Genomic DNA, 12471 nt, shown 5'->3' on the forward strand with positions numbered 1-12471 from the left:
CCGGCAATCGAGCCAGCACCCGCGGCCCCGGCCGACGCCGAGCGATCCACACCGCCAGCACCCGAGGACGCCCCGGCACCGGCAATCGAGCCAGCACCCGCGATCCCAGCCGCCGCCGAGCGATCCACACCGCCAGCACCCGAGGACGCCCCGGCACCGGCGATCGAGCCAGCACCCGCGGCCCCGGCCGCTGCCGAGCGATCCGCACCGCCGGTCGCTGCGGCATTTCCGGCCGCAGCCGAGCGGTCCGTCCCCTCGGTTCCCGAGGTCGCGCCCGTGCCCGAGGTCTCCGGCGCGGCGTCCGTCCCCGGGAACTCCGGCGTGGCCGGGGTGCCGGCTTGCGCCGGCTCCGGTGTCCCGGGCGCGGCCGCCGGGTGTTCTCCGGTGGCGTCCACCCGGTCCTCGCGTTCCTCGCTCACCTGTGCCATCAGACCTCGAGCAGCTCGGCTTCCTTGTGCTTGACCAGCTCGTCGACCTTGTGCGAGTAGGTGTCGGTGAGGTTCTGCAGTTCCTTCTCCGCGCGCACGACCTCGTCCTCGCCCGCTTCGCCGTCTTTGCCGATGCGGTCGAGCTCTTCCTTGGCCTTGCGGCGGATGCTGCGGATGGTCACCCGGGCGTCCTCGCCCTTGCCTTTGGCGACCTTCACCATCTCCTTGCGCCGCTCCTCGGTGAGCTGCGGGATGACGATCCGGATCACGTTGCCGTCGTTGCTCGGGTTGACCCCGAGGTCGGACTCGCGGATCGCCTTCTCGATGGCGACCAGCTGCGTCTGGTCGTAGGGCTTGATCAGCGCCATCCGCGCCTCGGGCACGTTGACGCTGGCCAGCTGGTTCAGCGGGGTCGGCGCGCCGTAGTACTCGACGACGATGCGCGAGAACATCGACGGGGTGGCCCGGCCGGTGCGCACCGACGTCAGGTCGTCCTTCGCGACGGACACCGCTTTTTCCATCTTCTCCTCGGCGTCGAGGAGGGTCTCGTCGATCACGGCTACTCCCGTTGTTGTGATGGGTGGCGCTTGCTGATCCCAGCAGGTCTAGGCCGGCACCCCGTCGGCGGGGGTGCTGACCAACGTGCCGATTCTTTCACCACTCACCGCGCGGGCGATGTTCCCCTCGGTGAGCAGGTTGAACACGATGATCGGCATGTTGTTGTCCATGCAGAGGCTGAACGCCGTCGCGTCGGCGACCTTGAGGTCCCGTTCCAGCACCTCGCGGTGGGTGATCTCGCGGAACATCTCGGCGGTCGGGTCGGCCTTCGGGTCCGCGGTGTAGACGCCGTCGACGGCCTTCGCCATCAGCACGGCTTCGCAGCCCAGCTCGAGCGCCCGCTGCGCGGCGGCGGTGTCGGTGGAGAAGTACGGCATGCCGACCCCGGCGCCGAAGATCACGACGCGGCCCTTCTCCAGGTGCCGCTCGGCGCGGCGCGGGATGTAGGGCTCGGCGACCTGGCCCATCGTGATGGCGGTCTGCACGCGGGTGGGCAGGCCCTCCTTCTCCAGGAAGTCCTGCAGCGCCAGGCAGTTCATCACGGTACCCAGCATCGCCATGTAGTCGGCGCGGTCGCGGTCCATGCCGCGCTGCGAGAGCTCCGCGCCGCGGAAGTAGTTGCCGCCGCCGATCACGACCGCGACCTGGACGCCGGTGCGGGCGACGTCGGCGATCTGCTGCGCGACCGAGTGGACGACATCCGGATCGACGCCGATCGAACCACCGCCGAACATTTCGCCGCCCAGTTTCAGCAGCACCCGCCGGTAGCCACCTTCGACCCGGTCACCCATCTATGTCGCCTCCTACGCCCTCGGCCGTGCATTTCTTCTCTGGACCCGACAGTGCCCCGTCCCCGGTGGGCGGAGACGGGGCACTGTGGGTGTGAAACCTACGCCCTGGCCTGGTGTCAGGCCTGGCCGACCTCGAACCGCGCGAACTTGGTCAGCGTCACGCCGGCCTCGTCGAGCAGGGCCTTGACGGTCTTCTTGTTGTCCTTGACCGAAGGCTGCTCGAGCAGGACGTTGTCCTTGTAGTAGGCGTTGACCTTGCCCTCGATGATCTTGGACATGGCCTGCTCCGGCTTGCCCTCTTCGCGGGCGGTCTTCTCGGCGATCGAGCGCTCGTTCTCGACGATCTCGGCCGGGACCTCTTCGCGGGTCAGGTACTTCGCGCGCAGCGCGGCGACCTGCATGGCGGCACCGCGGGCGGCCTCGGTGTCGTCACCGGTGAACTCGACGAGCACGCCGACGGCCGGCGGCAGGTCGGAGCCGCGGCGGTGCAGGTAGGTCGCGGTCTGGCCCTCGAAGGCCACGACGCGGCGCAGCTCGAGCTTCTCGCCGATGCGGGCCGAGAGCTCCTGGACGACCTCGTTGACGGTCTTGCCGTCGAGCTCGGCGGCCTTGAGCGCCTCGACGTCGGAGGTCTTGACGGTCTTCGCGACCTCGACGATCTTCGCGGCGAGCGCCTGGAAGTCGGCGTTCTTGGCGACGAAGTCGGTCTCGGAGTCGAGCTCGATGAGGACACCGCCCTCGCCGGTGACCAGGCCCTCGGCGGTGGCGCGCTCGGCGCGCTTGCCGACGTCCTTGGCACCCTTGATGCGCAGGAACTCGACGGCCTTGTCGAAGTCGCCGCCGTTCTCCTCGAGCGCCTTCTTGCAGTCCATCATGCCGGCGCCGGTCATCTCGCGCAGGCGCTTCACGTCAGCGGCGGTGTAGTTCGCCATTCTGGTAGATCCGTCCTTTTCAGGTACGTAAGTCTTGGAGGGTGCTACGCCCGTACGGCCGGCCGGAGCCGGCCGCACGGGCGGGTGAACATCAGGAGGAGGCGGTCGCCTGCTCGGTCGGGGCCTCGACCGGAGCCTCGACAGCGGCAGCGGCCTCGGTCGCGTCGGCGGCGGCGGTCTCGGAGCCGGCGAGCAGCTCCTTCTCCCACTCGGCCAGCGGCTCGTCCGCGGCGACACCCGGCTCGGGCTTCGTGTCGGCCGACGCACCGTTGCGGCTGGACCGCTGCATCAGACCGGCGGCCGCGGCTTCGGCGACGACCTTGGTCAGCAGCGCGGCCGACCGGATGGCGTCGTCGTTGCCCGGGATCGGGTAGTCGACCTCGTCCGGGTCGCAGTTGGTGTCCAGGATCGCGACGACCGGGATGTTCAGCTTGCGAGCCTCGCCGACGGCGATGTGCTCCTTCTTCGTGTCGACGATCCACACGATGCTGGGCACCTTGGCCATGTCGCGGATGCCGCCGAGGGTCTTCTCGAGCTTGTCCTTCTCACGGGTGAGCGTGAGGATCTCGCGCTTGGTGAGACCTTCGAAGCCGCCGGTCTGCTCGCGCGACTCGAGCTCCTTCAGGCGGAGGAGGCGCTTGTGCACGGTCTGGAAGTTGGTCAGCATGCCGCCGAGCCAGCGCTGGTTCACGTAGGGCATGCCCACGCGCGAGGCTTCGGCCGCGATGGCTTCCTGAGCCTGCTTCTTGGTGCCGACGAACATGATCGTGCCACCGTGCGCGACGGTTTCCTTGATGAACTCGAAGGCACGGTCGATGTAGGTCAGCGTCTGCTGCAGGTCGATGATGTAGATGCCGTTGCGCTCGGTGAAGATGTAGCGCTTCATCTTCGGGTTCCACCGACGAGTCTGGTGCCCGAAGTGCACGCCGCTGTCGAGCAGCTGCTTCATGGTGACGACGGCCATTGCCGGAATCACACCTCTTCTGTGTAGTGCGCGCCGGGTTCGATCGGCGCGCTGCTCGGTTTTGTCGCTCCCGGCCGGGTGGCCGTTCGCCCTGGTGCCCGTGGCGGCGTCCGGACCCGGAGGTGCTGAGGAACCCCTGGGACCGCCGGACCCCGTGCGTCTCCCCCGCGTGGAAAATCGAGGGGAACGCGCACGTGCACGCGAAGTCAGTCCGCTCACACGGACCGCGCAAAAGATTCTACCCCCTCCCACCACCCCACCCCCCACCGGCGGCGATTGAGCGACGGAGTTGTCCACAACGCCTCCGGTTATCCACAGATTCACCGACGCCCTCCCACGGCGGCCGCGGGTGCCGCAGGCTGGAGCCATGGAGTCGATCATGCGTTTCCGGCACTGGCTGCCGGGGTGGACAGGAGTGGTGTTCGTGCTGGTCGCGGCGGTGCCCGCGGGATTGGGAGGCGTGGCTGGGACGGCTTTGGCGCCGGCCCGGGAGCCGGTTTCGGCGGGACCCGAAACGGTGGTGACGGCCTCAGCGGTGGTGGCGTCGGAGCTGGGGATAGGTGGCGAGACGGCCGCTGATCTGGGGCCGCCGCCGACCTCCCCGCCGCTCCTCCCGGAGCTGCCCGCCGGGCGGTGGCCGCCGCCTTTGGGAGCCCCGCCGGCGGGGTCCCGATTGCTCGCGCGGGGCCGCACCGACGCTCGGCCAGCTGCCCCCGCAGAGTCGCCATCGGCGGCGCCACGACCGCCCGGACCGGCCCACTCACCGGCCGCCATGCCGGTGTTCCCGTCGGCGGTGCCAAGACCACCCGAACCGGCGTCCACCACGGCCGAACCAGCCACCCTGGCGAGGTTCGCGAGCGGGCCCTCGCCGGCTCCCTCCTGGGCGAGCGCACTCATGGCCGTCTCGAATCCCGCAACGGCGATCCGGGCCGATGCCGCCGGGGCGTGGTCCGCGCCGGACGTTCGGCAGCCCCGGCTGTCTTGGCCGTTATCACCCGTTCCGGTGGTGGCGAAGTACTTCGACGCCCCCGAAACGCCCTACGGCGCCGGGCACCGCGGGGTCGACCTGGCCGCCGTTCCCGGGCAGGAGGTGCTCGCGGCCGATGTGGGCGTGGTCGTGTTCGTCGGGCCGGTGGGCGGGCGGACCGTCATCTCCGTCGACCACGACGGTGGGCTGCGCACCACCTACGAGCCCATCGCGCCGAAGGTGGCCGTCGGTGAGCAGGTCTACCGGGGGCAGGTGCTCGGGACCGTCCTCGCCGGGCACCCCGGCTGCCTGCTGGCGGCTTGCCTGCACTGGGGCGTGCGGCGGGGCGACGAGTACGTCGATCCCCTGGCCCTGACCGGCGAGGTGGGCGAATACCGGCTCAAGGCGTGGGGAGGTGATCGATGATCAGGTGCCGGTCTGCTCGACGAGCTTGGCGCGCAGGCGCATCACGGCCCGGGTGTGCAGCTGGCTGACCCGCGACTCGGTGACGCCGAGGACCTTGCCGATCTCGGCGAGGGTCAGGCTCTCGAAGTAGTAGAGGCTGACGACGATCTTGTCGCGCTCGGTGAGCTGCGCGATCGCCTGCGCGAGCTGGCGGCGGTTGTCCTGGTCGACGAGCACCGCGACCGGGTCGACGGCGTCGTCGTCGGGCAGCGTGTCGACCAGCGAGCCGCTGTCCTTGCCGGCGGCTACCAGGTCCTCCAGTGCGACGACGCTGGTCAGCTGCAGCTGGCCGTAGAAGTCGCGCAGGTCGTCGAGGCCGATGCCGAGTTCGGCGGCGAGCTCCGCGTCGGTCGGGGTGCGGTGCAGACGGGCGCCGAGGCGCTCCATCGCGCGCTCGGCCTCCTTGGCCTTGCTGCGGACCGCGCGGGGCACCCAGTCCTGCGACCGGAGGTCGTCGAGGATGGCGCCGCGGATGCGCTGCATCGCGTACGTCTCGAAGCGCAGGCCGCGCTCGGGGTCGAACTTCTCGATCGCGTCGACGAGGCCGAAGATGCCCGACTGCACCAGGTCACCGACGTCGACGTGCGTGGGCAGGCCGGTGCCGACTCGGCCCGCGACGTACTTGACCAGCGGGGCGTAGTGCAGCACGAGCCGATCGCGCGACGCCTGATCGGGGCTGTCGGCGAACTGCTGCCACAGCGCCGCGATCCCGGCGTCGACGTCGTAGCCGGCGCGGGTGTCCGCGGGCGCGGCGGCCTCACCGTGAGTGGTCACTCCGGCGGCTTCGGTCACGTGCGGTCCTGCGGTCATTGCACAGTCGTTCTCGGCATGCGGCTCAGTGTCGTCTCCGTGCTCGTGCGGATGCGCGTGCGCCGCCGGGCCCGCTGCTGACGACCCCGGCGAGACCCCCGGGGCCGCCTCAGGCCCTGGGGTGCGCTCGGTCATGGATCGCTTTCAACCGGTCGACGGTCACATGAGTGTAGAGCTGCGTCGTGGCAAGCGTAGCGTGACCAAGCAGTTCCTGAACGCTCCTGAGATCCGCGCCCCCTTCGAGCAGATGCGTCGCGGCGGAATGACGCAGGCCGTGAGGCCCCATGTCGAGCGCTCCGGGCACCGCCGTGACGGCGTCGTGCACCACGCGCCGCACCGCCCGCGGGTCGACGCGTTTGCCGCGGACACCGAGGAAAAGCGCGGGCTCAGTGCCGTCACCACCGCTTTCGGCGACGATCTTCGGCCGCCCCTCGTCGATCCAGTCGGTCAGCGCCGCCGCCGCCGGCACGCCGAACGGGACCACTCGTTCCTTCGCGCCCTTGCCGAGCACCGTGACGACACGCCGGGAGAAGTCGGCGCCGCCGACGTCCAGCCCGCACAACTCCGACACGCGGATGCCCGTGGCGTAGAGCAGCTCGACGATCGCGCGATCACGCAGTGCGACCGGATCGCGTTGCTCCGCACCCGCCGCGGACGCCTGCATGACCTCCCCCGCCTGCCCGGCGCGCAGCACCCCGGGCAGGGTGCGGTGCGCCCGCGGGGCGGCGAGCCGGCCGCCCGGGTCGGTGGCCAGGACGCCGGTCCGGTGCGCCCAGGCGGTGAACGTCCGCGCCGAGGCGGCCCGCCGCGCGAGCGTCGTGCGGCTCGCCCCACCGGACTGCTGCGCGGCGAGCCACGCCCGCAGCCGCGCGAGGTCGAGGTCGGTGAGGCCGCCACCGCCGTCCACGACGAAGCCCAGCAGCGAGACCGCATCTCCGATGTACGCGCGGACGGTGTGCGCGGACAGGCCCCGCTCGAGCCCGAGATGCCGTTCGTACCCGGTGACGACGGCCCGGACGGGCTCGGGCAAAGCTGCCCGGAGCGCGCGCAGATCGGGACGGCGGGCCCGGCCGGAGCGTGGTGACGGCATGGATGTCACGCTGCGCGAACTACCGCCCGCGGTCAAGGATCGCCACGCGGGCCCACCGGACCGGCCGAACCCCATCGACGATTTCGGCCGGATTTCGTGGCGTTCACGAGCTTTCCCTCCGCCGTCGCCACCCGGCTTCCCCGCGGACGGCGAATCCGTCGATCTCCAGTGCCGGCAGCAAGGCCCGCACCCGCCGCAACGGGATGCCGGCTTCGACCGCGATCTCCGCGTCGGACCGGTCCGCGCGCACTACGAGTGCCTCGTAGGTGCGCAGCGCTTCGGGGCCCAGCCGGTCGGTGGACCGCTTCTGCCGGCCGGACGCGGTGTCCTCGGCGATGCCGAAGTGGCCGACCGTCTCGAGGACCTGGTCGATCGTCGAGACCAGCGTCGCCCGCGAGTCACGGATCAGCTCGTGGCAGCCGATGGACATCGCGGACGAGATCGGTCCGGGCAACGCCATCACGATCTTGCCGAAGGCACCGGCGGTGCTCGCGGTGTTGCGTGCGCCGCTGCGCCGGCCGGCTTCGACCACCACGGTGCCCTCGGTGAGGGCGGCGATGAGCCGGTTGCGGACGAGGAAGCGGTGCCGCGCCGGCGGTGTGCCGGGCGGGTACTCGCTGACGACCGCGCCACCGGACCGCGCGATCCGGTTCAGCAGCCCGACGTGGCCGGCCGGATAACCGGCGTCGACGGCACAGCCGAGCACCGCGACGGTGACCCCGTCAGCGGCGAGCGCACCGCGGTGCGCCGCCCCGTCGATGCCGTACGCCGCGCCCGAGAACACCGGCACGCCCCGGCCGGCCAGCCCGTAGGCGAGTTCGGCGGCGTGGTGTTCGCCGTACTCGGTGGCCGCGCGGGCCCCGACGATGGCCACGGCCCGATCGGTGGCGGTGCCGAGCGCGACCTCGCCGGACACCCACAACGCCAGCGGCGGCACGGCTTCGGCCACCCCGCGCAGCGCGGCTTGGTCGAGGGCGAGCAGCGGCCAGGCGGGCCACTCGTCGTCTTCGGGTACGACCAGCCGGGCACCGACTTCGGCGGCGCGGGCGAAGTCCTGGGCGACCAGGTCGTACTCCCGCCGGGCTTCGGTCGCCTTCAGCACCTCGGGCGGGCAGTCGCCAGCGCGAACCCGCTTGGCGGCCGTGATGGGTCCGTGCTCGGCCACGAAGGCAACCAGGGCGGGCGCCGGTGGTTCGGCTACCCGCAGGAGGTAGGCGCGGGCCTGGCGGATCTCGTCGGGGTGCTTGCCCGCACCCGCTTGGCGAAGTCCGGGGCTCGGGCCGCCGGCTCCGGGACGTTCGGCGCTCGGCCCGCCGCCTGTTTGCGGACGCTCGGCGCTAGAGCCGCCATCCGCCTGCGGAAGATCGACGCTCGCACCATCAAGCTCCGGGTTCGTGCCGCCACCTGCTTGCGGAAGCTCGGTGCTCGAGCCGCTGCCCGCCCGCGGGAGGCCGGTAGTCGGGCCGCCACCTGCTTGTGGCAGCTCGGCGCTCGAGCCACTGGCCGCCCGCGGGAGGGCGATGCTCGGGCCACAGCCCTCCCGGGAAAGCTCGGGGCTCGGGCCCACGGCCGCCCGCGGGAGGTCGATGCTCGGGCCGCAGCCCTCCCGGGAAAGCTCGGGGCTCGGGCCAACGGCCGCTCGGGGAAGCTCGGTGCTCGGGTTCCCGCCCACTCGCGGGAGTTCGGGGCGTGAGCCGCCATTTGACTGCGGGAGTTCGGTCGTCATGCCGCCACCCGCTCGCGAAAGTCCAGGGCTGCGCCTACTTGTTCGGCGCCGGGGCGGGGCTCGCCGTCCAGGTCGGCCAGGGTCCACGCGATGCGTAGGCAGCGGTCGGCGCCGCGGCCGCTCAGGGTTCCGCGGTCCATGGCTCGGTCCAGCAGGATCGTTGCGTCGTGCGGTAGGGCGAACTCGCGGCGCAGGGCCGGTCCGGGCACCTCCGAGTTGGACAGCCAGCCGTGGGCCTGCCACCTTTGCGCCGCGCGTTCGCGAGCCGTGAGGACTCGCTCGCGGACCATCTGCGACGGCTCCGCCGTGTCGGTGTCGTGTGCGCTGATGGCGCTCAGCGGCCTCAGGCGGACCCGCAGGTCCACGCGGTCGAGCAGGGGGCCGGAAAGCTTGCCCAGGTAGCGGCGGCGGGCGTTCGGCGAACACACGCAGTCGGCGTCCTTCGGGGGTGCGCACGCGCACGGGTTGGTGGCCAGCACCAGCTGGAACCGTGCTGGGTAGGTGATTGCGCCTTTGACCCGGGCGATGCGCACCTCGCCCTCTTCTAGGACGGTTCGGAGGGACTCGAGGCATTGGCCGCCGAACTCGCAGACCTCGTCCAGGAACAGGACGCCGCGGTGGGCTCGGCTGATCGCGCCCGGCATGGCGATGCCGCTGCCGCCGCCGATCAGCGCCGGTACGGAGATCGAATAGTGCGGGGCGACGAACGGGGGCACCGTGACCAGCGGGGAGGACTTCGAAAGCGAGCCGTCGACCGAGTGCACCGCGGTCACCTCCAGGGATTCCTCGGAGGTGAGCTGCGGGAGGAGGCCCGGCAGCCGTCTCGCCAGCATCGTCTTGCCCACCCCGGGCGGGCCGGTCAGGAGGAGGTGGTGGCCGCCCGCCGCGGCGACTTCCAGGGCCCAGCGTGCTTCCGGTTGGCCGACGACGTCCGCGAGGTCCGGGACCTCCGGTGGGGGCACCGGGCCGGGCGGCTCGGGTTGGGCCAGATCGCCTTCGCGCTTCAGCCAGGCCACGAACTCCCGCAGGTGGGGGGCGCCTGCCACCTCCATTCCGTCGACGAGGGCCGCCTCGACGAGCGAGTCCGTCGGGACGACGGCCTTTCCATAGCCGGCCGCGCGGGCTGCGAGCAGGCCCGGGAGGATGCCGCGCACCGCTCGGATCCGGCCGTCCAGAGCGAGCTCGCCGAGCAACACCGTGTTGAGGAGACGCGTCGCGGGAACGGCGCCCGATGCCGCGAGTACCGCCGCCGCGATGCCCAGGTCGAACGCGGAGCCCATCTTGGGGAGGTTCGCCGGGGACAGGCCGAGCGTCACCTTGCCGTCCGGCCACGGCTGCCCGGAATTGCGCACGGCGGACCGGACGCGGTCCTTCGCCTCGCGCAAGCCGGCGTCGGGGAGGCCCACGAGGGTGATCCGGCTGAGTCCGCCACCGAGGTCGGCCTCGATCTCGATGACTCGGCCTTCGATGCCGAGGAGGCCAGCTGACCAGGTCTTGGCGGTGGGCATCAGAACGCCGCCTCGATGTGCTGGAGGCGGGGGCTGGTGCCCGGTTCGGCGAGGATGGTGACGACGTCGTAGCGGACCGGGCACCAGCCGATGCGGAAGTGGCTCAGCCAGCGTTGGGCGGCTCGGCGGACGCGGCCGGCTTTCTCCTCGGTGACGGTCTCGGTCGGAAGGCCGAACTCGGTGCCGGTACGGGTCTTGACCTCGCAGACGATGACCCGGGTGCGGTCGGTGAAGACCAGGTCCAGCTCGCCTTCGCGGCAGCGCCAGTTGCGGGCGAGCAGGACGAGGCCGCGTTCCTGCAGGTGGCGGAGGGCCAGGTCTTCGCCCCAGGCGCCCAGGTCTCGGCGGTGTTTTGCGAGCTCGTCGGTGCCCGGCATCGTGTTCGCCCCCTCGTCGGTCCGCGCCGGTCACCGGGGCGGTCCCGGCGATCACGGTGCGTGTGCGTTCGACGATGCCAGCGGGCGGAGGGGGCCGACCAGAGCCGATTCGCGCAGCTGTGGACAACCGGGGTGCTGGGGACAACCGGTCCCGGACCGTGGCGGAAGTGCCCCGAACTGTCGGTGCGGTGTGCTAGGGGCGGTCCGGCCACAAGCGCTGGGCTCGAAGGAGGCGGGATCTGCGGCCGCCGAGCCAGGGATGGTCCGGGACGCACGAGGATCGGCGGGGCGACGCCTCAGCAGAAGGCTGGGAACGGCGGGCTGCGTGGTCACCAGGAGGGCAACACACGCGCAGGCATCAGGAGGACGAGGGAGGGCGACGCTTGTCCGAGGGGCTCGGATGCCGCGCCGAGCAGAGGGGGAAAGCGCGGATCGGGACGGGCCGCGCGCGCTCGGCAGTGCCCCGGACTGTCGGTGCGGGGTGCAAGGGCCGAAATCAAGCCGTGGACGCTCGGAAGTGCCCCGGACTGTCGGTGCGGGGTGCAGGGGCCGAAATCGAGCCGTGGACGCACGAAAAGAACCGCGCGACCTCACCCGTTCAGGTGAGGCGGCGCGGTTCTTCGGAGACTGGGTCAGCCCGAGAACGGGCCGTCTTCCGGGAGACGCAAGTCCGGCTTGTCGAGCTCCTCCACGTTCACGTCCTTGAACGTGATGACCCGGACGTGCTTGACGAAGCGGGCCGGGCGGTACATGTCCCAGACCCACGCGTCCGACATGCGGACCTCGAAGTACACCTCGCCGCCGCCGTCGCGGACCTGGACGTCCACTGCGTTGGCCAGGTAGAACCGCCGCTCGGTCTCCACCACGTACGAGAACTGACCCACTATGTCGCGGTACTCGCGGTACAGCGAGAGCTCCATCTCGGTCTCGTACTTCTCGAGATCCTCTGCGCTCATGAAATCCGCGCCCCTCCTCGGGATCGTGCTGCTGCTCCGCCGGCGGAGCGTTCATTGTGACCCACACCCGCGGCCGGGGCATGCAGCGGCAGGCTGAGTTGTGGCTCGAGTGCGTCGTCGAGGGCCGCGGACAGGGTCGCCGTGGTGCCGGCTTCCATGGCCTTCTCGAGGGCCGCGTACGTCAGCAGGACCGGCCTGGTCGGACGCACGCCGTGCTTGACGGCCACCTTCGCCACGTTCGTGTAAGACCAGCGGTGGACGTCGCTGGGGCCGTGTTCGCGCAGCGCCGCCAGGTGATCGGAGGTGCTGTAACCCTTGTGCACGTCGAAACCGTAGTGCGGGAGGTCGTCGTGGTGGCCCGCCATGATGCGGTCGCGCGTCACCTTCGCCAGCACCGACGCGGCCGCGATGCAGGCCACCGAGCGGTCGCCCTTGATCACCGCCGTGTTCGGGGCGGTCAGGCCCGGGACGCGGAAGCCGTCGGTGAGGAGGTAGCCCGGGTGGACGCGCAACGCGGCCGCGGCTCGGCGCATGCCCTCCAGGTTCATCACCCGGATGCCGTAGAGGTCGACCTCGGCCGTCGGGATGACGATCACCGAGTAGTCGACGGCCCGGGCGAGGACCAGGTCGTAGACCCGGTCCCGCGCCTTCGCCGTCATCAGCTTGGAGTCCGTCAGCTCGGTCAGCTTCGCCGCGTCGCCCTGCTTGAGCACGCAGGCCGCGACCACCAGCGGCCCGGCGCAAGCCCCGGCGCCGGCTTCGTCCACACCGGCGACCGGGCCGAGGCCACGGCGGTCGAGCGCGCCCTGCAGACCCCAGAAGAGGTCGCCGCGCACCACGGCCCGCGGTGGCCGGATCGGCTCGGCCGCGGTGAGGGGAACGGGAAGAGTCAAGGCTGG

The 12471-nt window shown here is 71.4% G+C and carries 12 protein-coding genes; 1 reads left to right on the top strand and 11 read right to left on the bottom strand.

The genetic code is table 11. The features are described 5' to 3' along the window. Positions 1 to 427: 427 nt before the first annotated feature. The 4 genes from frr to rpsB all read right to left on the bottom strand — a co-directional run bounded on the left by frr (position 428) and on the right by rpsB (position 3673). Positions 428 to 985: a ribosome recycling factor gene (gene frr, locus ACLJQM_RS42545; RefSeq protein ID WP_360780678.1), complete on the bottom strand. Its 558-nt coding sequence runs from the start codon at positions 983 to 985 to the stop codon at positions 428 to 430. Positions 986 to 1033: 48 nt separating this feature from the next. Beyond that, positions 1034 to 1777, bottom strand: coding sequence for a UMP kinase (gene pyrH / locus ACLJQM_RS42550; protein ID WP_003065595.1), 744 nt, complete (start codon positions 1775 to 1777; stop codon positions 1034 to 1036). 116 nt (positions 1778 to 1893) lie between these two features. Then, positions 1894 to 2709: a translation elongation factor Ts gene (gene tsf / locus ACLJQM_RS42555; RefSeq protein WP_247012966.1), complete on the bottom strand. Its 816-nt coding sequence runs from the start codon at positions 2707 to 2709 to the stop codon at positions 1894 to 1896. Positions 2710 to 2800: 91 nt separating this feature from the next. Beyond that, complete coding sequence (rpsB, locus tag ACLJQM_RS42560) at positions 2801 to 3673, bottom strand: 30S ribosomal protein S2 (RefSeq protein WP_247012968.1); 873 nt, start codon at positions 3671 to 3673, stop codon at positions 2801 to 2803. 895 nt (positions 3674 to 4568) lie between these two features. Here rpsB and ACLJQM_RS42565 point away from each other — a divergent pair. Next, positions 4569 to 5066 carry a M23 family metallopeptidase gene (locus ACLJQM_RS42565; RefSeq protein WP_410636001.1) on the top strand — a complete coding sequence of 166 codons (498 nt, stop codon included), beginning with the start codon at positions 4569 to 4571 and terminating at the stop codon, positions 5064 to 5066. Here ACLJQM_RS42565 and ACLJQM_RS42570 read toward each other — a convergent pair whose 3' ends face one another. The 7 genes from ACLJQM_RS42570 to ACLJQM_RS42600 all read right to left on the bottom strand — a co-directional run bounded on the left by ACLJQM_RS42570 (position 5067) and on the right by ACLJQM_RS42600 (position 12411). Further along, complete coding sequence (locus ACLJQM_RS42570; protein WP_247012972.1) at positions 5067 to 5915, bottom strand: FliA/WhiG family RNA polymerase sigma factor; 849 nt, start codon at positions 5913 to 5915, stop codon at positions 5067 to 5069. Between the two features lie 109 nt (positions 5916 to 6024). After that, positions 6025 to 7005: a tyrosine recombinase XerC gene (locus ACLJQM_RS42575; protein WP_410636003.1), complete on the bottom strand. Its 981-nt coding sequence runs from the start codon at positions 7003 to 7005 to the stop codon at positions 6025 to 6027. 103 nt (positions 7006 to 7108) lie between these two features. Then, on the bottom strand, positions 7109 to 8236 hold the full coding sequence (gene dprA, locus ACLJQM_RS42580) for a DNA-processing protein DprA (protein ID WP_410636052.1): 1128 nt from the start codon (positions 8234 to 8236) through the stop codon (positions 7109 to 7111). A 491-nt stretch (positions 8237 to 8727) separates the two neighbouring features. After that, positions 8728 to 10239, bottom strand: coding sequence for a YifB family Mg chelatase-like AAA ATPase (locus tag ACLJQM_RS42585; RefSeq protein WP_410636005.1), 1512 nt, complete (start codon positions 10237 to 10239; stop codon positions 8728 to 8730). Next, a complete protein-coding gene (locus ACLJQM_RS42590; protein WP_247012978.1) occupies positions 10239 to 10616 on the bottom strand; it encodes a YraN family protein in 378 nt (125 codons plus the stop codon). The genes ACLJQM_RS42585 and ACLJQM_RS42590 overlap by 1 nt, the downstream gene beginning before the upstream one ends. Before the next feature lie 632 nt (positions 10617 to 11248). Then, on the bottom strand, positions 11249 to 11572 hold the full coding sequence (locus ACLJQM_RS42595; protein ID WP_003096226.1) for a DUF2469 domain-containing protein: 324 nt from the start codon (positions 11570 to 11572) through the stop codon (positions 11249 to 11251). Next, positions 11569 to 12411 carry a ribonuclease HII gene (locus ACLJQM_RS42600; RefSeq protein ID WP_247025248.1) on the bottom strand — a complete coding sequence of 281 codons (843 nt, stop codon included), beginning with the start codon at positions 12409 to 12411 and terminating at the stop codon, positions 11569 to 11571. Before ACLJQM_RS42600 ends, ACLJQM_RS42595 begins: the two co-directional genes overlap by 4 nt. Positions 12412 to 12471: the final 60 nt, after the last annotated feature.

Source organism: Amycolatopsis sp. cmx-4-83 (genome assembly GCF_046548815.1).
In the GTDB taxonomy this organism is placed as follows: domain Bacteria; phylum Actinomycetota; class Actinomycetes; order Mycobacteriales; family Pseudonocardiaceae; genus Amycolatopsis; species Amycolatopsis pretoriensis_A.